A 23,335-nucleotide genomic window follows, 5' to 3' on the forward strand; every position below is an offset into this window, starting at 1 on the left:
GCCCAAGGACAGCCAAACGGGGATCGATCTCAGGGCGGCACGAGCATGCGCCCTCATTCAGATTCTTGCCGCAGCGGGGGCAGATGCCCTTGCAGTCCGGCCTGCAAAGCAGCTTCGAATCCATGTTCAGCACGAACGCAGTCGTCAGGATCTCGTCCAGATCGGCCATATCCCCCTCCTGCAGGAGAAAAGTCCACTCATCTGCCTCATCCTCCCGCTCGAGCGAACGGGTGAGCACAGCATGCACCGGCCAGGAGACGCGGCGTTCAAACGGCGCGGCGCAGCGGTCGCAGACAGCGTGCAGATTTGTGGAGATCACGGCCTCTAAAACGAGGACACCGGCGGTGTTGCGCACCGTCCCCTCGGCGGAGACGGGCTCCTGCACGGGAAAACTCCCGCCGAATTGCAGATCGTGCAGATCCAGCGCGGTATGGAAGGGCAGAACACTGTCCGGCTTTTGCATGATTTTTGATAATCCAAGCAGCATAATGATCCCCTGTTCCATAGTCGTGCAGGAGATATTATAACGGTTTTTCGTGATTTTGTCAAATCCTTTTTCGATTTTTTCATAAAAAACCTTGACAATCCGAACGATCTGCGGCATAGTAAAGGCAGCAGCGCCCCATTGCCGCTTCGGCCTTCGCCGAATCTTTTTCGCCGATCCATCGGTTCGAAAAGTTTGAAGTACACAAAGTACGCCTGCACTTTCCGAATCTCGGCTCGACAAAAAATCTCTCGCCGAATGCTTTCGCTTCATGGTGCGCTGCTGCCCAATTTCAGCGAAGGAGACCACGCTCCCATGAAAGAACTGACCATCGGCCGCAATGACGCCGGGCAGCGGCTCGACCGCTTTCTGGCCAAGGCCGTTCCGCTGCTGCCCGCCTCGCTGGCGCAGAAGTATATCCGCCTCAAGCGTATCAAGTGCAACAACGCCCGCGCGCAGCGCGACACGCGCCTGCAGGAGGGCGATGTGCTGCAGCTTTATATCAACGACGAGTTTTTCGACAAGCCCTCCGAGGCCAACGCCTATCTGACGGTGACGGCACCGAAGCTCAACATCGTCTATGAGGACGAAAACATCCTGCTCGTGGACAAAAAGCCCGGCGTGGCCGTGCATCCGCACGACGGCGCGGAGTATGGGCGCACGCTCATCGACCATATTCAGGCCTATCTCTATGCAAAAGGAGAGTGGCGGCCGCGCGAGGAGCAGGCCTTCACCCCAGCCCTGTGCAACCGCATCGACCGCAACACCGGCGGCATCGTCATCGCGGCCAAAACGGCCGAGGCTCTGCGCATCCTGAACCAGAAAATTCGCGACCGCGAGCTGGACAAGCGCTATCTTGCCGTGGTGGAGGGCACGCCCCGCCCGGAGACTGGCGTGCTGAAGGGCTATCTCTTCAAGGATGCGGTCAAAAACCGCGTTTTCGTCACGGATACGCCGCAGAAGGGCGCAAAGACCTGCGAAACGCGCTATCGAACGCTTACAAAGCGCGGCGGCCTGTCGCTGGTGGAGTGCGAGCTGATCACGGGCCGCACGCACCAGATCCGCGCGCAGTTTGCGCATGCCGGGCATCCGCTTTTGGGCGACGGCAAGTACGGCAAGCTCGATCCGCACGCTGACCGGCGCTATCAGGCGCTGTATTCCTATCGCCTGACGTTCTGCTTCACCACGGACGCAGGCGTACTTGCGCCCCTGAACGGCCGCAGCTTTCAGGTGGCGGACGTCGAATTTGTGAAGACGTATTTCCCGGACTTTCACCTGCCGGGAATTGCAGAATAAGCAAACCGATCAAAATCGCCCCCCATCGGCCAAAGCCGATGGGGGGCGATTTTATAGGTATCAGGTCAGATGCAACAAGGGCTTAGTCCTTGTACATCTCGACCAGCTTGAGCAGGTGCTCATAGCGGGCCTTTGCGGATTCCTCGTTGCGCTCAAACAGCTCGTTTGCACGCTCCGGGAACTCGCGGGTCAGGCGGCTGTAGCGCGCCTCGTTCATCAGGAACTCCTGATAGCCGCCCTTCGGCTGCTTGGAGTCGAGGGTGAACTTGCCGGTCTCCTTGGACGGGTCGAAGCGGAACATGTTCCAGTAGCCGCAGTCGACAGCCTTCTTCATCTCTTCCTGGCAGTGCATCATGCCGCCCTTGATGGAGTGCATTTCGCACGGAGCATAGCCGATGATGAGGGACGGGCCATGATAGGCCTCGGCCTCGGCAATGGCCTTGAGGGTCTGAGCCTGGTTGGCGCCCATTGCGACCTGCGCGACGTAGATGTAGCCATAGGACATGGCGATCTCGGCAAGGCTCTTCTTCTTGGTCTCCTTACCGGCAGCCGCGAACTGAGCGACCTGACCGATGTTGGAAGCCTTGGAGGCCTGTCCGCCGGTGTTGGAGTACACCTCGGTATCGAAGACGAAGATGTTGACATCCTCGTTCTGGGCAAGGACATGGTCTACGCCGCCGAAGCCGATATCGTAGGCCCAGCCATCGCCGCCGAAGATCCAGACGGACTTCTTGCTGAGGTAATCCTTCTGGCTCAGGATCTCAGAGGCCAGCTTGCAGGCGTCGCAGTCGCAGCCGTCGCAGATGCTCTCTTCGAGGGCGGCGATGTAAGCCTTGGCAGCTTCCTTGTTGGCAGCGCCGTCTTCCATGGTGTCGAGCCACTTCTGAGCGGCTTCCTTCAGCTCTGCAGCCGTCCAGTCGATGGCGAGCAGGGCGTGAGTCTTCTCGGCGAGGTTCTCGCGGATGACCTTCTGCGCGGTGTACATGCCGTAGCCATGCTCTGCGTTGTCCTCGAACAGGGAGTTGGACCATGCGGGGCCGTGGCCGTTCTTATCGGTGCAGTACGGGGACGTCGCGCCCGGGCCGCCCCAGATGGAGGAGCAACCGGTGGCGTTGGAGATATACATGCGGTCGCCGAACAGCTGGGTGATGAGGCGTGCATAGGACGTCTCGGCGCAGCCTGCGCAGGAGCCGGAGAACTCGAGCATGGGCTGCTTGAACTGGCTGCCCTTGACGCTCAGATCCTGAAGCTCTTCCTTCGGCGCGACCTTGGCGACCATGTAGTTGAAGACCGGCTGCTGATCGAGCTGGCTCTCCTGAGCGACCATGGTGATGGCCTTCGTCGGGCAGACGCCGACGCAGACGCCGCAGCCCATGCAGTCGAGCGGGGAGACAGCCATGGTGTACTGATACTTGCCCTTGCCCTTGCCGGCCTTGACCGGACGGATCTTCGCAGCGGCGGGAGCGGCAGCGGCCTCTTCCTCGGTCAGTGCGAACGGACGGATCGTGGCATGCGGGCAGACAAATGCGCAGCTGTTGCACTGGATGCACTTGTCGGCGTCCCACTCGGGGACGGTCACGGCGACGCCGCGCTTCTCGTAAGCGGAAGCGCCCAGCTCGAACTGGCCGTCGACATGATCCATGAACGTAGAGACGGGCAGGGAATCGCCGTCCATCTTGTCGATGGGCAGGAGGATGTTCTTGACCATCTTCACGAGCTCCGGCTTGCCCTCGAGCACGGTGGTGTCGGGCTGATCCTCAGCCTCGGCCCATGCGGCGGGGACATCGACCTTGACGTAGGCGGTAGCGCCGGCGTCGATGGCGTTCCAGTTCTTCTCAACAACGTCCATGCCCTTCTTGGCGTAGGAATGCTCGGCGGCGTCCTTCATGTACTTGATAGCGTCGGCCTCGGGCATGACCTTGGCGAGGGAGAAGAAGGCGGACTGCAGGATGGTGTTCGTGCGCTTGCCCATGCCGACCTTGATGGCCAGATCGATGGCGTTGATCGTGTAGAGCTGGATGTTGTTCTTCGCGATGTAGCGCTTCGCCTCGGCGTTCAGGTGGTGCTCCAGCTCGGCCAGATCCCACTGGCAGTTGATGAGGAACACGCCGCCCGGCTTGACGTCGTTGACGATCTTGAAGCCCTTGGTGATGTAGGACGGGTTATGGCAGGCGACGAAGTCGGCCTTGTTGATGTAGTACGGGCTCTTGATGGGCTTGTCGCCGAAGCGAAGGTGCGAGATGGTCACGCCGCCGGTCTTCTTGGAGTCGTACTGGAAGTAGGCCTGCACATACTTGTCGGTATGGTCGCCGATGATCTTGATGGAGTTCTTGTTTGCGCCGACGGTGCCGTCGCCGCCGAGGCCCCAGAACTTGCACTCGATGGTGCCTTCCGCAGCGGTGTTCGGTGCGGCATGCTCCTCGAGGGACAGGTGGGTGACATCGTCGTTGATGCCGATGGTGAAGTGGCGCTTCGGCTCTTCCTTCGCCAGCTCTTCATAGACGGCGAAGACGGATGCGGGAGGCGTATCCTTGGAACCAAGGCCGTAGCGGCCGCCGATGACCGGGATCATCCGGCCGGCGTTGGCCAGAGCGGTCACGACGTCGAGGTAGAGCGGCTCGCCCAGGGCGCCCGGCTCCTTCGTGCGGTCGAGAACGGCGATCTTCTTGCAGGTGGCCGGAATGGCCTCGAGCAGACGGTCGGCGCGGAACGGACGGTACAGGCGGACCTTCACGAGGCCGACCTTCTCACCGTGAGCGTTCATGTAGTCGATGACTTCCTCTGCGACGTCGCAGATGGAGCCCATGGCGATGATGACGCGCTCAGCGTCCGGTGCGCCATAGTAGTTGAACAGCTTGTAGTCGGTGCCGAGCTTGGCATTGACCTTGCCCATGTACTCCTCGACGATCTCAGGCAGAGCGTCGTAGTAGCCGTTGCAGGCCTCGCGGTGCTGGAAGAACGTGTCGCCGTTCTCGTGAGAGCCGCGCATGGCGGGGCGCTCGGGGTTCAGGCAGTGGTTGCGGAAGGCAGCCACTGCGTCCATGTCACACATTTCCTTCAGGTCGTCGTAGTCCCAGATGGCGATCTTCTGGATCTCATGGGACGTGCGGAAGCCGTCGAAGAAGTTGATGAACGGGACGCGGCCCTTGATGGCGGACAGGTGCGCGACAGGGGCGAGGTCCATGACTTCCTGCGGGTTGGTCTCGCAGAGCATGGCGAAGCCGGTCTGACGGCAGGCGTAAACGTCGGAATGATCGCCGAAGATGTTCAGCGCATGGGTCGCGACGGTACGCGCGGAGACATGGAAGACGGCGGGCAGCAGTTCACCGGCGATCTTATACATGTTCGGGATCATCAGCAGAAGACCCTGCGAAGCAGTATAGGTCGTCGTCAGAGCGCCGGCGGCCAGAGAGCCGTGAACGGTGCCGGAAGCGCCTGCCTCGGACTGCATCTCGACGACCTTGACGCGGTTGCCGAAGATGTTCTTACGGCCCTGCGCAGACCACTGGTCGACATAGTCGGCCATCGGGCTGGAGGGGGTGATGGGGTAGATGCCGGCTACTTCCGTAAAGGCGTAGCTGACATGGGCGGCGGCGGTGTTGCCGTCCATCGTCTTGAATTTACGTGCCAAAATAAATACCTCCTGAAAGTATTTCTTTCAAAACATCTCCATTCTAACACTAAAGTCCGGATTTGTAAATCAGAAAAACGAAAAGAACCGCGAAAATCTTGAAACTGTGCCACGTAGCGTGCGGCAAATTTCTGCCCATTGCTGCGGAGACCGGAAAAAGCGGGGAAGCCGCCGCCGCGGCGCTCCCGCATCAAAAGCAGAAAAAAGTTCGTGTTTATTTGCGCGAGTTTTTTGCAAAATTTTACGCAAATCGATATGAATGCAGATTCGGCCGGAATCTGAAGCTGCTTTTGCACGGCGGCGCTTGTATTTTTGCGGTCTGTGTTGTATGATAAAGAATAAAGGAAAAAAGGAGGGGGAACGTATGACTTCACGCGTGGATTCCGTGGGCCTGTCCGGCATCAGCGGATATCCCGTCATGGTCGAGTGCAGCATCTCCAGCGGCCTGCCGGGCTTTGAGCTCGTCGGCCTGCCGGATGCCGCCGTGCGCGAGTCGCGCGAGCGTGTGCGCGCCGCCATCAAAAACAGCGGCTTCCGCTTTCCGGTCAGCCGCATCACGCTGAACCTTGCCCCGGCCGGGACGAAAAAGACCGGCACGCTCTATGACCTGCCGATCCTGCTCGGCATTCTTGCGGCGCAGGAGCTTGTCCGTCTGCCGCGCGAGCCGTCCGCCTTCCTCGGCGAGCTGAGCCTCGAAGGCAAGCTGCGCCCCGTCAACGGCGTGCTGCCCATGGCCATCGCCGCCCGGAAGGCCGGCATCCGCACGCTGTATGTCCCGGCGGAAAATGCGCGCGAGGCCACGCTGGCGGGCGACCTGACCGTCATCCCCGTGAAGGAGGTGCGGCAGCTGGCCGCCCATCTGCGCGGTGAATTCTCCATCGAGCCGGAGCCTGCCTGGCAGCCTGAGGAGACGGAGGAGCGCCTGCCGGACTTCAGCGACGTCATGGGGCAGGAGCATGTCAAGCGCGCGCTGGAGGTCGCAGCCGCAGGTGCGCACAATGTGCTGCTCGTCGGCCCGCCGGGCTCCGGCAAGAGCATGCTGGCCCGCCGCCTGCCGTCCATCCTGCCGGATATGACGCGCGAGGAAGCGTTGGAGGTCACGCAGATCCACTCCGTCATGGGCCTGCTCACGCCGGAGTCCCCGCTGGTGCGCCGCCGCCCCTTCCGCAGCCCGCACCACACGATCTCGGCTCCCGGCCTGACGGGCGGCGGCTCCACGCCGCGCCCGGGTGAGATCTCACTGGCCCACCGCGGCGTGCTGTTCCTCGATGAGCTGCCGGAATTCCGGCGCGAGACGCTCGAGGTCATGCGCCAGCCGCTTGAGGACGGCATGGTAACGATCTCCCGCGCAAACGGCTCAGCAAGTTACCCGAGCCGCTTTCAGCTCGTGTGCGCCATGAATCCGTGCCGCTGCGGCTGGTACGGCGACCCCTCGGGGCGGTGCACCTGCTCGCAGGGCGCGGTGCAGGCCTATCTTTCGCGCATCTCCGGCCCACTGCTCGACCGCATCGACATCATCACGGAGGTGCCGTCGCTCCACTTTGACGAGCTGCGCAGCACGACCGTGCCGGAGTCTTCTGCCGTTGTCAAGCAGCGTGTTGAAACGGCCCGCGCCATCCAGCGCGAGCGCTTCAAGGGCACGTCCTGCCGCTGCAACGCCAATATGCAGACACCGGAGCTGCGCCGCTTCTGCGAGCTGGACGAAACGGGCGCTCTGCTGATGCAGCAGGCGTTCGAGAGCCTCGGCCTCACGGCCCGCAGCTATGACCGCATCCGCCGCGTGGCCCGCACGATCGCGGACCTTGCCGGGAGCGAAAGCATCCTGCCGGAGCACCTGTCCGAGGCTATCCAGTACCGCACGCACCAACTGATCCAGAACTGAGGAATTGAGGAATTTACCATGAATGAAATGTTTTTGCTGAAGCTGGGCGAGATCGTCCTGAAGGGCGGCAACCGCTTCCAGTTTGAGAACCGTCTCAAGACGAATGTTGCCCGGCGTATGCGCCCGTTCGGCGATTTCCGCGTCTCCATCGTCCAGTCCACGGTCTATGTGGAGCCGGAGAACGCCGACTGCGACCTCGACGGCGCGTGGGAGGCCTGCCATGCCATCTTCGGCGTGGTGAGCCTGTGCCGCTGCCGCCCGTGCGCCAAGGATCTCGACGCCATTTTTGATACGGCCATGGCCTACCTCGGCGACGATTTGAGCATGGCGAAGTCGTTCAAGGTCGAGTCGCGCCGCTCGGACAAGCGCTTTCCGCTGACGTCCATCGGCCTGTCGCAGGAGATCGGCGGCCGTCTGGCTGAGGCCTTTCCGGACGTGACGGTCGATGTGCATCACCCGGATTACACGGTCTATGTCGAGGTGCGCGACCGCGCGGCCTATGTGCACGGCCCGGCGGAGCCCGGAGCGGGCGGCCTGCCCACGGGCGTGGGAGGCAGAGCCATGCTGCTGCTGTCCGGCGGCATCGATTCACCGGTCGCGGGCTATATGATCGCCAAGCGCGGCGTGGAGCTGGAGTGCGTGCACTTCTTCTCCTATCCCTACACGAGCGAGCTGGCGAAGGACAAGGTGCTGGAGCTTGCGCGCCTGATGACGCGCTACTGCGGCCGAATGACCGTGAATATTGTCGGCTTTACCGAAATTCAGGAAGCGATCCGTGACAACTGCCCGGAGGAATTCTTTACGCTGGTCATGCGCCGGTTCATGATGAAGATCGCCGAGCGCATCGCGCGCGACCACGGCTGCGGCTGCCTTGTCACCGGCGAGAACCTTGGCCAGGTCGCCTCGCAGACCATGGAGGCCATGGCCGTGACGGGCGCCTGTGTGGACCTGCCCATCTTCCAGCCGCTCATCGGCATGGATAAGGAGGAGATCGTCACGCGCGCCCGCCAGATCGGCACGATGGAGACGTCCATCCTGCCCTATGAGGACTGCTGCACGGTCTTTACGCCGCGCCATCCCAAGACAAAGCCGACGCTGGCCCAGGTGGACGCCGCCTGTGCCCCGCTCGACATGGAGGGCCTGATCGCCCGCGCGTTGGAGAACACCGAGCTGGTGAAGGTACGCTGGCATGGATGAGGCGGTGCAGGTCATTGCCCGGCTCACGGCTGCGGAGAGAACGCTCGTCACGGCGGAAAGCTGCACCGGCGGTCTGCTCGGCAAGCTGCTGACGGATGTACCCGGTGCTTCCGCCGTCTATCTCGGCGGCATTATCTCCTACGCCTACGCCGTGAAGGAGCGCCTGCTCGGCGTTCCGCATGCCCTGCTCGAGGCGCAGGGGGCCGTGTGCGAGCCGGTCGCCCGCCGTATGGCGGAGGGCGCGCGGAGCCTGCTCGGCGCGGACTATGCCCTGTCCGTCACCGGCAATGCCGGGCCGGGCACGGATGAGAAAAATCCCCGCGTCGGGGAGATCTTTGTGGCGTGCGCCGACGCGGCCGGGACGCGGTGCGTGCGGCTGGAATGCGGCGGTACGCGCGGGGAGAACCGGGAGGCGGCCTGCCGCGCAGCCCTGCGGCTGCTGCTGGAGCGCGCGGTATGAGCGGCGTGCCCGATGCGGCCATTGCCGCGTGCCCCGATTATGAGCCGGAGACCTGCCGCACAGCCCTGCAGCAGGTGCTTGCGCCGTTCGGCGGCCTTGCGTGGGTAAAGCCCGGCATGCGCATCGCCGTCAAGGCGAACCTCGTCTCGGCCATGAAGCCGGAGCGGGCCGCAACGACCCATCCGATGCTGCTGCGGGTCCTGACGGAGGAGCTCGTCCGGCGCGGCGCGTCCGTCGTCGTGGGCGACAGCCCCGGCGGTACCTACGCAGCGGGGCATCTGAACGCCGTCTACCGCGCCTGCGGCCTTGCGGCCGTCGAGGAGGCAGGCGGCACGCTCAACCGGAGCTTTGCCCAGCGGGAGGCCGACCTGCCGGACGCGCGCGTGGCAAAGCACATTACCTACACGGCCTACCTGGACGATGCCGACGCTATCATCAGCTTCTGCAAGCTCAAGAGCCACGGCATGCTCGCCCTGTCTGCCGCGACGAAGAATCTTTTCGGCGCGATCCCCGGCACGATCAAGCCGGAGTATCACTATCGCTATCCCGATCCCATGAACTTTGCCGGGATGCTCATCGACCTGAACGAGTATTTCCGCCCGAGGCTCTATCTTGTGGACGCCGTCGTCGCCATGGAGGGAAACGGCCCGACGGCCGGAACGCCGCGCCCGTTCGGCGCGCTGCTGGCCGGAACGAACCCACACCGCATCGACCTGCTGTGCGCCTCACTCATCGGGCTGAAGCCGGAGAATGTGCCGACGCTGCGCGCAGCGGCCGAGCGCGGCCTGACGCCGCTCGACCCGGCGCAGCTCTGCGTTGCGGGGGATGCCGCGGCCTTTGCCTGCCCGGATTTCCGGATCGTCCAGCATGGGACGGGGACGGATTTTGGCGCGCGGGGCGGCGCATTCGGCCGCCTGCTCGGGAAGACGGCGGCGCTTGCGCTGCGGACGCGGCCGGGCCTGAAGCGGGCGCTGTGCGTCGGCTGCGGCGTGTGCCGCGATGTCTGTCCGGCCCATGCCATTACGATCGAAAACGGCCGGGCGCACATCGACCGTGGGCGCTGCATCCACTGCTTCTGCTGTCAGGAATTCTGCCCGAGGGGCGCGATGCAGGTGCACCGCACCGTGATCGCCCGCATTGCCGGACACTTGTAACCGCTGGGGAATCTCTTGAACGAATTCGGAACTTTCTGCTCGGGATCCCCACGCCGCTTCGTTTTTCGGAATGACAAAGCGGAGGGCTTTTTGCACACGGGACCCGGAGCGTTTTCTCCGGGTCAGCCTGTCAAAGAAGTCCCTTCGGGCCTTTTTGCCAAGCTGCTTTCCAAATTGCAAAATCAAATTTTGCAGCATGATTTTGCAATTCTGCCGCTGCGGCGGGTTATTTGACGCGAAAGGACACCCTGACGGTTTCCTTTCACTCTTTTCTTCCCTCCGGACCTATCGGCTGGGCAGGTTTTTTGACAGTCTGACCCGGAGCGTTTTCTCCGGGTCAGCTTGTCAAAGAAGTCCCTTCAGGCCTTTTTGCCAAGCTGCTTTCAGAATTGCAAAATCAAATTATGCAGCATGATTTTGCAATTCTGCCGCTGCGGCGGGTTATTTGACGCGAAAGGACACCCTGACGGTTTCCTTTCACACTTTTCTTCCCTCCGGAACTTTCGGCCGGGCAGGTTTTTTGACAGTCTGACCCGGAGCATTTTCTCCGGGTTTTCTGATATTTTATATTACTAAAGGAGAATGATCCATGATCCAGCGCTATCACAACGAGCCGGTCGGCCTGCGCGTGACGCCGGAGCCCGGCGACTATCTGAAGCTGCACGACCGCATCCTGCCGGACGGCAGCGAGCAGATCACCGTGGGCCGCGGCGGGAGCTGGTCGGTCCTGGCCTGCAAGGAGGTCTATGGCAAGGCGTCCAAGGCCGTGCAGGCCAGCGGTGCAAAGAGCGCCGTGTTCGACCTGAGCGCGGCGGCCGAGCTGGGCCGTGACGGCCTTCTGGCTGCGGCCGAGGGCATCTGCGGCGGCGCTTATCAGATGAAATATACGCTCTCCGATCAGTGGGAGCCGGAATTTGCCTGCTATGCCTCCGGCGAGGGCTGGCAGGAGCAGGACCTGCAGCTCGGCTGGACGCTGGCGGAGTCCATCCTCCGCACGCGCAGTCTTGTGAACCGCCCTGCCAATCTGCTCACGCCGGAGCGGCTTGCCGCCGCGCTGACGGAGCAGTGCGCGGGTCTGCCGGTCGAGACGCAGTGCTATGACCGCAGCACCCTGCACGAGCTGGGGCTGGAGGCCTTCCTCGCCGTGGGCGACAGCAGCGGCCACTCGCCGGTGCTGGCCGTGCTGCGCTATACGGGCGCGCCGGATTCGGCCGAGCGCCTCGGCCTTGTCGGCAAGGGCGTGACGGTGGATTCCGGCGGCTATAATCTGAAATCCAGCGGCTCCATGGCGGGCATCAAGGGCGATATGGCGGGCGGCGCTGCCGTGGCCGCTGCCGTGCGCGCCATTGCGGCGGCCGGGATTCCGGTGAATGTTACGGCCGTCGTGCCGTGCTGCGAGAACCGCATCTCCACGACGAGTCTGCTGCCGGGGGACCTGATCGGCTCGTTGTCCGGCAAGACCATCGAGGTATTCAATGCAGACGCCGAGGGCCGCCTCATTCTGGCCGACGGCCTGACGTGGGCCATCCGGAAGGAGGGCTGCACGCGCCTTGTGGACGCCGCCACGCTGACGGGCGCGATCTGCGCCATGCTTGGCTATGTGGCCACGGGCGTTATGGCGAGCGACGACGGCTGGTATGCCGCGCTCGAGCGGGCCGCCGCCCACTCCGGCGAGCGCTTCTGGCGTATGCCGGACTTCCCGGAATATGAAAAGCTCATCCGCGGCGACCTCGGCGACGTGCGCAACACGAGCCGCGACGGCTGCGGCGCGATCACGGCCGGGCTGTTCCTGCGGCACTTTACCGAGGGTCTGCCTTGGTTGCATCTGGACATCGCAGGCACGGCGGACAACAAGGGCTATGTCTGGGAGCATCAGGTCCCCGGCGCGACCGGAACGGCTGTGAGCACCCTGTTCCATCTGGCCTGCGGGCTGGCGGAAAAAAAGGAGGAAGCAAAATGAAACGACCCCTGATCGAGGCATGTGTGGATTCCTATGCCTCTGCCATGGCGGCAAGCCGCGCCGGTGCGGACCGGCTGGAGCTGTGCGCCCATCTGGTCATCGGCGGCACAACGCCGACGCATGCCCTGTTCCGGCAGGTGCAGCGCGGCAGCGGCGTGCCCGTCAACGTCCTTATCCGCCCGCGCTTCGGCGATTTTCTCTATACCGAGCCGGAGCTGGAGGAGATGTGCGAGGAGATCGCGGCCTTCCGCGACCTCGGCGCGAACGGCGTCGTCATCGGCGCGCTCACGCCGGACGGCGAGCTGGACCTTGCGCAGATGCGCCGCATGATGGCCTGCGCAGGGCAGATGGAGGTCACGCTCCACCGCGCGTTCGACATGACGCGCGACCCGTTCCGGGCGCTGGAGGACGCCGTTTCCCTTGGCTGCCGGACGATCCTGTCCTCGGGGCAGGCGGCCAACGCCGCCCTCGGCGCGCCGCTTCTGGCAAAGCTGAACGGGCAGGCGGCGGGGCGTATCGATCTGATGGCCGGCTGCGGCGTGAAGCGCACGAACATCGCCGGGATCGCCGCCCAGACCGGTATTACGACCTTCCACACCACGGGCCGTAAGGGCAGCGTGGACAGCGGCATGCGCTACCGCAAGGAGGGCGTGTCCATGGGCCTGCCGTCCCTTTCGGAGTATGAGCTTTGGCTGACGGACGAGGCGGAGTTCCGCGCATGCGCCGAGGCGGTGCACGCCCTCGGAACGCCGGGAGCGCAGGCATGAGAGGCCGGAAAGCGGAATTTGAGCGGAAGCTCGCCCAGACGGGCCTTTGGCAGCTTCTGGACCTATTGCAGACCCTGCCGGACGAGACGGCGCGGCTGGCCCGCCTTTGCTATGCGGCAAGCCCCGCCAGCGATTGGCTCGATACGCCGCCGGAGGTGTTTTTCTCCTGCGCGGCGCATGCGCGATACCTGCGGGAGAACGTTTCGTGGACGCGCGCCCTGCCAGAGCCGCTGTTTCTTGCCTATGTGCTGCATCCGCGCGTCAATAATGAGGCGCTGTGTGACTGCCGCCCTGTGTTCTATGCCGCGCTTGCCGAGCGGCTGCGCGGTCTTCCGGAGGAGGCCGCCATTCTGGAGATCAACCGCTGGTGCGCTGAGCATGTGGCCTATCAGCCGACGGACGAGCGCACGCGCAGCGCGCTGGCCGTGCTCCGCGCGGGCTTCGGCCGCTGCGGTGAGGAGTCCATGTTTGCGGTGAATGTCCTGCGCGCCTGCGGCTTTGCGGCGCGGCAGGTCTATGTGCCGCGCTGGGCGCACTGTGACGACAACCATGCGTGGGTCGAGGTCCGGTGCGGCGGCGCGTGGCACTTTCTCGGTGCCTGTGAGCCGGAGGCCGTGCTGGACCGCGGCTGGTTCAACAGCGCGGCGGGACGCGCCGTTCTGGTGCACAGCCGCTGCTTCGGCGAGCCGGAGCCGGGTGCAGATCTCATCGGCCGCGAGGGCGATGTGGTCTATTGCAACGAAACGGCCCGTTATGCTGATGTGCGCCGCCTGACCGTCCGCGTGACGGACGGGAACGGCGTGCCTGCGGCGGGGGCAAATGTCGATTTTTGTGTTCTGAATAATTGCGAGTGGTATCCCGCGGCAACGGTGCAGACCGATGCGTCCGGCATGGCGGCCCTCACATGCGGCCTTGGCAGTCTGCGGCTGCTGGCACGGCGGGACGGCCTGTGCTGTGAGGCCTTCGTCTCCCCGGAGGAGACGGGGCCGGTCGTGCTGACTCTCGGGAAGCGCGCTCCCGCGCCGGATCGCTGGGAGCCGATCGAGCTGACGGCACCCCGCGGAGGAGCCGTGCGCGGAGCGGTTCCGACGGAGGCGCAGCGGGACCTGCAGGAGCGGTGGCTTCGGCAGGCGCACGAGGCGTGGACGCAGCGCCGCGAGGCCCGGCTGGACGAGGCGGACGCGCAGGGCCTGCCGCCGGAGGAGACGGCGCTGCTGCGCGCGGGCGCGGGCCATGCGGCACAGCTGGCGGCCTTTCTGTGGGAGGAGCCGGAGGCAATGCCCCTTTTGCGCACACTTTTACCGAAGGACCTGCTCGATATCGCGCCGGACGTCCTGCGCGATACATGGGCGCACACGCCCCGGCCGGACGGCGTGCCGGAAGGCATCTGGGCGGCCTTTGTGCTCTGTCCGCGCGTCGGATATGAGCAGCTTCTGCCGCAGCGGCGGGAGTTGACTACATATTTTTCGGAGGAACGGAGCGCTGTGTTTCGCAGGGACCCGGCGGCACTCTGGGCATGGCTCACGGAGGCGATCGCGCCGTCCGTGCTCAGCCCGTCTCCGCTGGCGGCGCTGACGCTGCGGCAGGCCTCACCGGAGGCAAAGCGCGTCCTGTTTGCGGCGCTCTGCCGCGCGCTCGGCGTCCCGGCCCGGCTTGCGCCGGAGGACGGTGCGGCCGAATATTGGCACAACGGCGTCTGGAAGCGCACGGAGGGCCGCGACACGCGCGGAACGGTCGTTCTGATCTGCCCCGCGGGCGAAAAATGGGTCTGCGGCGTGGACTTTTCCCTTTCTGCCCTGACGCCGGACGGTGCACGCCTGCTCTGGCCTTCGGCGGACGGCCTGACATTCTCCGCTGCGCCGGGAGAATATTGCCTGCTCACGACGAACCGTCTGCCGAACGGCGACCAGCGCGTGCTGCGGCTGCATTTTTCCCTTGCGGCGGGCGAACGGCGCACGATCCGTCTGGAGCGCGCCCATGCAGCCCTTTCTGAGATGCTGGGCAGCCATGCGATGGAGGACTTCTTTTCTGCGCGGACGATGGCGGGCGAGCCGGTCTCCGGTGCGGCGTTCACGGCCCGCGGCGGCCTGCTGGCGTGGCTCGCGCCCGGGCAGGAGCCGACAGAGCACCTGCTGCGCGAGCTTCTGGACGAGGACCTGCAGGGTGTGCCCCTGACGCTGCTCGTGCCGGATGCCGGTTCCCTGCGCAACGAGACGATGCGTCGCTTCTGCGAAAAGAACCCGGACGTCCCTGTCTTGCTGGACGGCGATGCGCGCACGGCGGAGACTGCCGCGCGGCAGACGTTTGCCGAGGCGGGCAAGCTGCCGCTGCTCGTTGTGCTGCGCGGCCCGCTCACGGCGGCCTATGCCGTCAGCGGCTATCATGTCGGCAGTGCGGCGCTGGCCCTGCGCGTCTGGCAGGCGATGCGGCCGTGACGGAGCTGCGGATCGTCCGCAGCCGCCGGAAGACGCTGGCGCTGCAGGTCCTGCCGACGGGCGAGATCGTTGCCCGCGCGCCCCTGCGCCTGCCGGAGCGGGATATCCATGCCTTTGCCGAGCAGCATGCGGCATGGCTCGAGACAGCCGTGGCCCGCGCCAGAGCGGGGAGCCGGGCCGCACAGCGGGCGGGCATCCTGAGCGAAGCGGAGCTGCAGCGGCTCCGCACCGCGGCGCAGGCCGACCTGACGGAGCGCGTGACGCGCCTTGCGGCCCGGATGGGCGTCGACTTTGCCGGGATCACGATCCGCGCGCAGCGCACCCGCTGGGGCAGCTGCTCCGCCCGCGGGAGCCTGAGCTTCAACTGCCTTCTGATGCTGGCCCCGCCGGAGGTACGCGAGTATGTCGCCGTGCATGAGCTGTGCCACCGAAAGCAGATGAACCACAGCGCCGCGTTCTGGCGCGAGGTCGCATCATGTTTGCCGGACTATGCCGCGCAGCGCGCATGGCTGCGGGAGCATGGGCCTGCGCTGCTCGGCCGTCTGCCGGAAACATAAAAAATCCTGTGGAAATATGTGCCAATTTGTGGTAAAATATCCAAGATATCGGCTGCGCGATGAGGTCTGCGCAGCTACTGCAAAGGAGACACTGCCATGAAGGAGATCAAAACAGTCGCGCTGGTCGGCCTCGGAGCCATCGGCGCATATTTTGCGGACAGGCTGCAGCCGGTGCTCGGCGACGATCTGCGTGTCATCGCAGGCGGTGCGCGTGCGGAGCGGATCCGCCGCGAGGGCCTTGTCATTAACGGCAAGCAGGAATACTACCACGTTGTGGAGCCGGGCGAGGGCGAGCCTGCCGATCTGGTGATCTTTGCCACGAAGATGTCTGGCTTGCAGCAGGCCATCGAGGACGTGCGGGCGCAGATCGGCCCGGAGACGCTCATCCTTTCGCCGCTCAACGGCGTGGAGAGCGAGGAGGTTGTGGCGAAGACCTACGGCTGGGAGAATATTGTCTATTCCCTGATGCGCATCAGCAGCGTCAAGGTCGGAAACACCGTTTCGTTCGACCCGAACGCCGCGTTCTATGTGGAGTATGGCGAGAAGAAGAACGATCCCGCGAACCTGTCCGAGCGCGTGCTGCGCCTCAAGGCACTGTTTGACGGCGCGGGCATCCGCTATCAGATCCGCCCGGATATGCTGCTGGCCATCTGGGAGAAATTTGCCTGCAACGTCAGCGAAAATCAGGTCGCTGCCGTGCTCGACCTGCCGTATGGCGCGTGGGGCAGCTGCGAGGACGCCGAGGCGCTGCGCATCATGGTCGCGGCCGAGGTCATCGAGATCGCACAGAAGAAAGGCATCCCCATCGAGACGAACTATGCGCGCGACCATCTGGATGTCATCAAGGCCGTTCCGCCGCGCAACAAGCCCTCTACGCTGCAGGATATTCTGGCCGGGCGCAAAACGGAGGTCGATATCTTTGCCGGTGCGGTCATCCGCCTTGGCAAGGAATATGGCGTCCCCACGCCGTATAACGAGTTCCTGTATCACGCCATCCGCGTGCTCGAGGCGAAGAACGCCGGTACGGTCGAGGGAGTATAATATCAAATAACAGATCCTGACGATCCACAGGCCCATGTGGATCGTCAGGATCATTTTACTTGTTCTGCAGCGAAAGAAGCATCGTTTCGAGTGCGGCGGCAGCGACGCTGCGTGGCCGGTCCGTGCGGCGGATGAGGCAGACGGCCCGCTCCGGCAGGCCCTCGCGCAGGTGCAGGCGCTCGATGCCGGGGGCGGGGAGCAGAACATCCGGCACAAAGGCGATGCCGAGGCCGTTTTTCACAAGCGGCAGGAGCTGCGTGGAGGTCGCCGCCTCAATATCCGGCGCATAGCTCAGCCCATGGCGGCGGAACAGGGCCTCATAGAGGTCAAACGTGCTCGTGCCGCGCCGCAGGGCGATGAGCGGCAGGGCCGCGATCTCCCGGAGCGTAAAGGTACGGCCGCTGTCCAGCGGGAAGGCCGTGCTGCACACGGCGACCTCACGGAACGAGGCCAGCACCGTCGCCTCCAGCGGTGCGGACAGGGGAGCGGGCGGCATTGTGACGACGGCAAGCTCGGCAAGGCCGCTGCGCAGGGCGTCGATGGCCTCCGGCGCGGACTGGTTCGAAACGCGCAGGCGGATGGCGGGATTTTCGCGGTGAAAGCGGCTGAGTACCTGCAGCAGCACGGCGTGCAGGGCCGTCTCGCTGCAGGCGATGGAGACCATGCCGCTGCGCAGCTCGCGCTGGCGCTGCAGCTCGGCCTCGCCTGCGCGCAGCTGCTCCATGGCGGCCGTGACGTGGGCATAGAGGGCCTCGCCCTCCGGCGTCAGCTCCACGCCGCGGCTGGAGCGCAGGAACAGGCGGCAGCCGAGCTCCGCCTCGAGATTGTGCACGGCGCGCGTCAGGTTCGGCTGGCTGTTGACCAGCGCCTCCGCCGCGCGGGTAAAGCTGCGGTGCCGCGCTACGGCTTCAAAGATGCGGTAATAATCCAGCGCAATGTCCATGTGTTCCTCCCATATAAAATTGATATGGAGACCATATCAACAATAGATTATCCGTATAAGAACAGAGCCATTATAATACACCTTTGGAATGGAATCAAGGAGGAATCATTGTGAATCAGGACTTAACGACCGGCAAACCCAGCCGGGTGCTCTGGAAATTCTGTCTGCCGCTGTTCGGCAGCATCATTTTCCAGCAGCTTTATAATATCGCAGACAGCTTTGTCGCCGGTAAATTCATCGGCGAGAATGCGCTGGCCGCCGTCGGCAACAGCTATGAGATCACGCTGATCTTCATCGCCTTTGCCTTTGGCTGCAACATCGGCTGCTCCGTCGTGGCGGCGCAGTTCTTCGGCGCGAAGGACCTGCGCAGCATGAAGACGACGATCTATACCACGCTCATCGCCAGCGCGGGCCTGTGCGCTGTTCTGATGCTGGTCGGCCTGCTGCTGTCGCGTCAGCTCCTCGGCCTCATCAACACGCCGGATGAGATCATGAAGGACTCTCAGCTGTATCTGAATATCTACATCTGCGGCCTGCCGTTTGTGTTTTTCTATAATGTGGCGACCGGTATTTTCTCCGCGCTCGGCGATTCCAAAACGCCGTTCTTCTTCCTCATGGCTTCGTCTCTCTCGAACATCGCGGTGGATATCCTGTTCGTCACGGCGTTCGGCATGGGCGTGGACGGCGTTGCGTGGGCGACGTTCCTGTGCCAGGGCGTGAGCTGCGTGCTGGCGCTGGCGTTCGTGTTCCGCCGTCTGGCGAAGATCCACCTGCCGGAGGGCCAGAGGGCTCCGGTCTTCTCCGGCAGACTGCTCGGCCGCGTGGCGCGCGTTGCCATCCCGAGCATCCTGCAGCAGAGCTTTGTCTCCGTCGGCAATATCGTGCTGCAGAGTATCATCAATTCGTTCGGCACGGCCGTTATGGCGGGCTATTCCGCGTCGGTCAAGCTGAATAATCTGGTCATCACGTCGCTCGTGACGCTGGGCAACGGCATTTCGAACTTTACGGCGCAGAACCTCGGCGCCCAGAAGCCGGACCGCATCCGCAGCGGCTTCCGCGCGGGTCTGTACCTTGTGTGGGCGCTGTGCGTCCCGCTGACGGTGCTGTATTTCTTTGCGGGCGCACCGCTTGTGAAGATCTTCGTCGATAACCCGACGCAGAAGGCGCTGGCGACCGGCGTGCAGTTCCTACACATCGTCGCGCCTTTCTATGTGATCGTCGCCTCGAAGATCGTGGCCGACGGCGTCCTGCGCGGCGCGGGAAAGATGGGCCCGTTCATGGTCTCCACGTTCACGGACCTGCTGCTGCGTGTCGCACTGGCCTTTGTCCTGTCCCGCACCTTTGAGGAGACCGGCATCTGGCTGTCGTGGCCGATCGGCTGGACCGTTGCAACGGTCTTGTCTCTGCTGTTCTACCGCTTCGCGCGACTGAAGCCGGAGACCCCGGCTGAGGCCATCGCACTTGAGACAGAGGCTGCCGTCGAGGCGGAGGACGCCGCCGAGGGCGAGTACGCCGAGTTATAACTGAGAACAAAAGTTCGGACCGTGCTGCGGAATACAGCACGGTCCGTCCGACTGTCAAAAAACCTGTCCAGCCGAAAATTACGGAGGGAAGGAGCGTGTGAAAGGAAACCGTCATGGTTTTCTTTCGCGTTCCATCACCCGCCGCGGCGACAGAATTGCAAAATCATGATACAAAAATTGATTTTGCGATTCTGAAAGCATCTTGTCAAAAAATCCCCGGAGGGACTGTTTGACAAGATGACGGGAGAAACCGCAGCATACCTGCGATTTCTCCCGTTTTTCATTTTTTGTGACGGTCATCACAGAGAAAACAAGAAGTCTGTGATGAAACGGCGCAAAAAAAACAAAAGGCAATACCGCGTGGTCCGGGAAAGCATTTTCCGGAGGACGAATGCAACGGTGCGATATTGCCGGAGGAATCCTTTCAGCAGTCTTCCAGCAGGTCGTCGCAGCTCACGCCGAGCGCCTTGGCCAGCTCGGCGACCTCATAATCCGGCACGAACCGAACGCCCTTTTCAATGCGCAGAATGGTCACTTCGTTCATTTCCATTCCGGCAAGCTGCATGCGCGCGGCCAGCTGACGCTGGGTCAGGTGCTGACTGATACGCAGGTCGTGCAGACGGTGCCCGATCAGGTTCTTGGAATTACGATACCAATAGATTTTCACGATCCTTCACCCCGGTTCTGACAGCATATAATCTCTTAAAGTTTAATCGATTTTTTGCGCGCAGATACTTCTAAAGATGAAACTGTCGGATAAAAATCTGATTATATCGAATGGCTGTGAGGCCTTGCAAATTTTATGCCGTTGGGGTATGATAAGAGGCAAGATAACGGGATGGGAGGCGTGGATATGGAACGGATTCTGCTGGTGGAGGATGACAGCGCGATCTATCAGCCGCTGACGTCGTTTTTGCGCGGTGAGGGCTTTGCCGTGCGGCAGGCCTCCGGTCAGCGCGAGGCGCTTGCTCTGCTGGAGGCGGAGGAATTTGACCTTGTGCTGCTCGATGTCGGCCTGCGCGACGGGAACGGCTTTTCCGTCTGCTCGGCTGTGAAGCAGCGCGGCGGGACGGCCGTGATCTTCCTGAGTGCCTCCGGGGACGAGTACAGTGTTGTGACGGGGCTGGACCTCGGCGCGGACGACTATATCGCCAAGCCCTTTCGCCCGCGGGAGCTTGTTTCGCGCATCCGCAGCGTGCTGCGCCGGACGGGGCGGGTACAGTCCGTTCTGGACGTCGGCCCGCTTCGTGTCGACACCGAGCGCGCCTGCGTGAGCAAAAACGGACAGGAGCTGAGCCTTTCCGCGCTGGAATACCGGCTGCTGCTCGTATTCCTGAATCACAGGGGCGCGACGCTCAGCCGCGCGCAGCTGCTCGAGGAGATCTGGGATGTGGCGGGTGATTTCGTGAACGACAATACGCTGACGGTCTACATCAAGCGCCTGCGTGACAAGCTCGAGGACGATCCGCAGGACCCAGCGCTCATCCGCACGGTGCGCGGCGTCGGATACCGGATGGAGGGCTGAGCGATGTTGCGGAACCCGGAACTGCGCCGCGCGCTGCTCGTGGGCGGCCTTCTGACGTTTCTTGCCTCGGCAGCGGCGATGAGCCTGTCCGGCTGGCAGGCCGCCTGCGTGGCGCTGGCGCTCGGCACCGTGCTGCTGGTGCTTTACGGCGTGGAGCTCTGCTGCCGCTACCGGGCCATGGCCCGCCTGGCGGCCGACATCGACGCCGTGCTGCACGGCAGCGGCGATATCCATCTGGCCGATTACGGCGAGGGCGAGGTCAGCCTGCTGCGCAGCGAGGTGCGCAAAATGACGCTCCGCCTGCGGGAGCAGTCCGCGCAGCTCGAAAAGGAAAAGCTGCAGCTCGCCGACGCCATGGCGGATATCTCACACCAGATGCGCACGCCGCTCACGGCGGTGAACCTGCTGCTGACGAGTCTGGCCGGGCATGTGGACGAAGAAAGCCGCGGCGACGTGCGCGCGCTGCGGCGGCAGGTGGCGCGGATGGACTGGCTCGTAGAATCGCTGCTGAAGCTGGCAAAGCTCGATGCCGGGACGGCGCGCTTCTGCCCGGAAACCATTCCGCTTTCGGCCCTGCTGGCGCGGGCGGCGGAGCCGTTTGCCATCGGCATGGAGCTGCGCGGCCAGCAGCTGCAGGTCGAGGCGTCCGGGAACGTCCGCTGCGATCCCGCGTGGACGGCGGAGGCCCTCGGCAACATTCTGAAAAACTGCTCGGAGCATATGCAGGAGGGCACGATCACGGTGCGGGCGGAGGAAAACGCCGTTGCGTCGGTCGTTGTCATCCGCGATACCGGCGGCGGCATCGCACCGCAGGACCTGCCGCATCTGTTCGAGCGCTATTATAAGGGCGAAAACGCACCGGAGCAGAGCGTTGGCATCGGTCTTGCACTTTCACGCTCCATCGCGGCGGCGCAGAACGGCACGCTCACGGCGGCTAATGTGCCCGGCGGCGCGGAATTTACGATGAAGCTCTATAAGGGGATCGTATGAGCGAACGTATCACACTGGCGCAGCTTGCGGCCATCTCCATGCTGACGGAGCGCACGCTGCGCAGCTATCTCAAGCGGGGCCTGCTCGCCGTGGCAGAGGACTTCATCCAGCGGCGCATGGACACGACGGGGCAGCTGTGCGCCGTGCTCGACCTGCCGGTCGCGGCAGCGGAGCTTTGCCGGACTGTGGCCGCCCTTGCGGCGGAGCATGGCGTGACCATGGCTTTCAGCGGAGATGCGGCGCTCTCGCGCGTGACGCTGCGCGGCCCGGCGCAGGATGTGCTGGCGGCGCTGCAGGCGCTGTCCGTCTATTTCCCCGGAAAATCCTGCCGGATTTCAGGTTGAAGTTCCGGCGGGATTTTATTATGCTGTGGGAAAGGAGGTGCAGACGATGGATCTGAAAAACTGGTACGATCGGGTACGGGAGCAGCTGGACAGGCTGGACTTCCCGGCCCTGTGGGCGGGCTTTGCACCCTGCCCGTTTGCCCTGTACACGCACGACACGGCCGTTCTGAACGGCGAGGTGATGCCCCGCCCGGCGGAATTCTACGGCAACACCAGCGTGTGCCGGCAGGGGGAGTATCTTGCCATCTGGAATATGGAGGCAGACCCGCCTGCGGATGTTGCGGGGCTTGCGGCCTCGCTCGTGCACGAGATGTTCCACAGCTTCCAGTTCCGCTGCGGCGAGCAGGGCTGGCCGGACGATCTGGTGCTGGCGGCTACGGAGCCGCAGCCCGCGTTTCTGGCCCTGCGCGCACAGGAGCACCGCGCCCTGGCAGGCGGCGCGCCGCTTTCCGAGGTACTGGCTCTGCGGCAGAGCCGCGCGGCGCTCCAGCCGGAGCTTCTCCTGGAGGAGGCGCGCATGGAGACCATCGAAGGGACGGCGGAATATATCGGCCGCCTTGCGCTGGCGCACCTGTCGCCCGCGGCCTGCGAAGGTGCCTATGCCCGCAGTGCGCAGCGGCTGCTGCAGTGGCCGGACCTGCGCCGCGGCGCCTATGACAGCGGTCCGTGGCTGCTGCGGCGGGCGGCAGAGGAGGGCCTGCCGGTGCCGGTGCACCCCGGCGGGGAACCGATCGCGGATCAGCTCGCACGGCAGCTCAGCCTGCCGGAGGTGCGGCTGCAGCTGGAGCTTCTGGCCGAGGCGGAGCGGCGGCTCGAACGGGAGCGGTCGGCGCGGCGTGTGACGCTGCAGACCCTGCTCGAAACGGCGGAGCGCACGGAGGGAAGCTTTGCCGTCTGCGGCTATGACCCCATGCAGCTTCGGGCGCAGGACGGCCTGCTCTGGAGCGGGAGCTTTCTCGCCCTGCGGCAGGCGGACGGCACGGTGCGCCGTCTGTCCGGCCCGTGCGCTGTGCAGCTTGCGGACGATCCCCACCGGGCGACGGCGCTGTTTGTGCCGCGAATGTGACAAAATTGTCACCTGCGAGTCACTGGCCCGTCACCGGGGCATGGTAAAATGAAGGCATCAAACGAAAGGAAGAAAATATC

General features: G+C 63.9%; 19 protein-coding genes. 15 read left to right on the top strand and 4 right to left on the bottom strand.

The features are described from left to right. On the bottom strand, window positions 1-757 hold a 757-nt coding region (locus ACMKFF_RS05350; RefSeq protein ID WP_419496285.1), incomplete at its 3' end, for a YceD family protein. Window positions 758-799: 42 nt separating this feature from the next. On the opposite strand from ACMKFF_RS05350, the gene ACMKFF_RS05355 reads away from it, so the two are divergent. Beyond that, window positions 800-1,780 (top strand): RluA family pseudouridine synthase, encoded by a 981-nt coding sequence (locus ACMKFF_RS05355; protein WP_419496286.1) that lies wholly within the window; start codon window positions 800-802, stop codon window positions 1,778-1,780. A gap of 82 nt (window positions 1,781-1,862) precedes the next feature. Here the strand turns inward: ACMKFF_RS05355 and nifJ are convergent, their stop codons facing one another. Further along, on the bottom strand, window positions 1,863-5,411 hold the full coding sequence (gene nifJ, locus ACMKFF_RS05360; RefSeq protein WP_367927039.1) for a pyruvate:ferredoxin (flavodoxin) oxidoreductase: 3,549 nt from the start codon (window positions 5,409-5,411) through the stop codon (window positions 1,863-1,865). 364 nt (window positions 5,412-5,775) lie between these two features. Between nifJ and ACMKFF_RS05365 the strand changes: the two genes are divergently transcribed. The 9 genes from ACMKFF_RS05365 to ACMKFF_RS05405 all read left to right on the top strand — a co-directional run bounded on the left by ACMKFF_RS05365 (window position 5,776) and on the right by ACMKFF_RS05405 (window position 16,864). After that, window positions 5,776-7,293, top strand: coding sequence for a YifB family Mg chelatase-like AAA ATPase (locus tag ACMKFF_RS05365; protein WP_419496287.1), 1,518 nt, complete (start codon window positions 5,776-5,778; stop codon window positions 7,291-7,293). Between the two features lie 18 nt (window positions 7,294-7,311). Next, window positions 7,312-8,490, top strand: a complete 1,179-nt coding sequence (thiI, locus tag ACMKFF_RS05370; RefSeq protein ID WP_418464413.1) for a tRNA uracil 4-sulfurtransferase ThiI — start codon at window positions 7,312-7,314, stop codon at window positions 8,488-8,490. Then, window positions 8,483-8,950 (top strand): CinA family protein, encoded by a 468-nt coding sequence (locus ACMKFF_RS05375; RefSeq protein ID WP_349135135.1) that lies wholly within the window; start codon window positions 8,483-8,485, stop codon window positions 8,948-8,950. Before thiI ends, ACMKFF_RS05375 begins: the two co-directional genes overlap by 8 nt. Continuing rightward, entirely contained in the window at window positions 8,947-10,104 is a 1,158-nt protein-coding gene (locus tag ACMKFF_RS05380) for a DUF362 domain-containing protein (RefSeq protein WP_419496288.1), read from the top strand. Before ACMKFF_RS05375 ends, ACMKFF_RS05380 begins: the two co-directional genes overlap by 4 nt. Before the next feature lie 589 nt (window positions 10,105-10,693). After that, complete coding sequence (locus ACMKFF_RS05385; protein ID WP_419496289.1) at window positions 10,694-12,064, top strand: leucyl aminopeptidase family protein; 1,371 nt, start codon at window positions 10,694-10,696, stop codon at window positions 12,062-12,064. Continuing rightward, a complete protein-coding gene (locus ACMKFF_RS05390) occupies window positions 12,061-12,831 on the top strand; it encodes a copper homeostasis protein CutC (protein WP_419496290.1) in 771 nt (256 codons plus the stop codon). Before ACMKFF_RS05385 ends, ACMKFF_RS05390 begins: the two co-directional genes overlap by 4 nt. Continuing rightward, complete coding sequence (locus tag ACMKFF_RS05395; protein WP_419496291.1) at window positions 12,828-15,266, top strand: transglutaminase domain-containing protein; 2,439 nt, start codon at window positions 12,828-12,830, stop codon at window positions 15,264-15,266. Before ACMKFF_RS05390 ends, ACMKFF_RS05395 begins: the two co-directional genes overlap by 4 nt. Then, window positions 15,263-15,823, top strand: coding sequence for a M48 family metallopeptidase (locus tag ACMKFF_RS05400; RefSeq protein WP_417326120.1), 561 nt, complete (start codon window positions 15,263-15,265; stop codon window positions 15,821-15,823). Before ACMKFF_RS05395 ends, ACMKFF_RS05400 begins: the two co-directional genes overlap by 4 nt. A 96-nt stretch (window positions 15,824-15,919) precedes the next feature. Further along, window positions 15,920-16,864 (top strand): ketopantoate reductase family protein, encoded by a 945-nt coding sequence (locus tag ACMKFF_RS05405; protein WP_349135127.1) that lies wholly within the window; start codon window positions 15,920-15,922, stop codon window positions 16,862-16,864. Between the two features lie 55 nt (window positions 16,865-16,919). Here the strand turns inward: ACMKFF_RS05405 and ACMKFF_RS05410 are convergent, their stop codons facing one another. Continuing rightward, window positions 16,920-17,807, bottom strand: coding sequence for a LysR family transcriptional regulator (locus ACMKFF_RS05410; RefSeq protein ID WP_419496292.1), 888 nt, complete (start codon window positions 17,805-17,807; stop codon window positions 16,920-16,922). 110 nt (window positions 17,808-17,917) lie between these two features. Here ACMKFF_RS05410 and ACMKFF_RS05415 point away from each other — a divergent pair, with 110 nt between their 5' ends. After that, complete coding sequence (locus tag ACMKFF_RS05415) at window positions 17,918-19,330, top strand: MATE family efflux transporter (RefSeq protein WP_419496293.1); 1,413 nt, start codon at window positions 17,918-17,920, stop codon at window positions 19,328-19,330. Window positions 19,331-19,754: 424 nt separating this feature from the next. On the opposite strand, the gene ACMKFF_RS05420 is transcribed toward ACMKFF_RS05415, so the two are convergent. Next, window positions 19,755-19,997 carry a helix-turn-helix domain-containing protein gene (locus ACMKFF_RS05420; protein WP_349135124.1) on the bottom strand — a complete coding sequence of 81 codons (243 nt, stop codon included), beginning with the start codon at window positions 19,995-19,997 and terminating at the stop codon, window positions 19,755-19,757. A gap of 186 nt (window positions 19,998-20,183) precedes the next feature. Here ACMKFF_RS05420 and ACMKFF_RS05425 point away from each other — a divergent pair, with 186 nt between their 5' ends. Genes ACMKFF_RS05425 through ACMKFF_RS05440 form a run of 4 tightly spaced genes read left to right on the top strand, consistent with a single transcriptional unit; the run spans window position 20,184 to window position 23,255 of the window. After that, the gene (locus tag ACMKFF_RS05425) at window positions 20,184-20,855 is read left to right on the top strand and encodes a response regulator transcription factor (RefSeq protein WP_419496294.1); all 672 of its coding nucleotides are present in this window, start codon (window positions 20,184-20,186) and stop codon (window positions 20,853-20,855) included. Window positions 20,856-20,858: 3 nt separating this feature from the next. Then, complete coding sequence (locus ACMKFF_RS05430; RefSeq protein WP_349135122.1) at window positions 20,859-21,845, top strand: sensor histidine kinase; 987 nt, start codon at window positions 20,859-20,861, stop codon at window positions 21,843-21,845. Then, window positions 21,842-22,189, top strand: coding sequence for a hypothetical protein (locus tag ACMKFF_RS05435; RefSeq protein ID WP_419496295.1), 348 nt, complete (start codon window positions 21,842-21,844; stop codon window positions 22,187-22,189). Before ACMKFF_RS05430 ends, ACMKFF_RS05435 begins: the two co-directional genes overlap by 4 nt. Window positions 22,190-22,235: 46 nt before the next feature. Beyond that, window positions 22,236-23,255: a hypothetical protein gene (locus tag ACMKFF_RS05440; protein ID WP_419496296.1), complete on the top strand. Its 1,020-nt coding sequence runs from the start codon at window positions 22,236-22,238 to the stop codon at window positions 23,253-23,255. Window positions 23,256-23,335 lie beyond the last annotated feature (80 nt).

Origin of the sequence: Faecousia sp. (assembly GCF_048519415.1) — a bacterium.
Lineage (GTDB): Bacteria > Bacillota > Clostridia > Oscillospirales > Oscillospiraceae > JAZOXB01.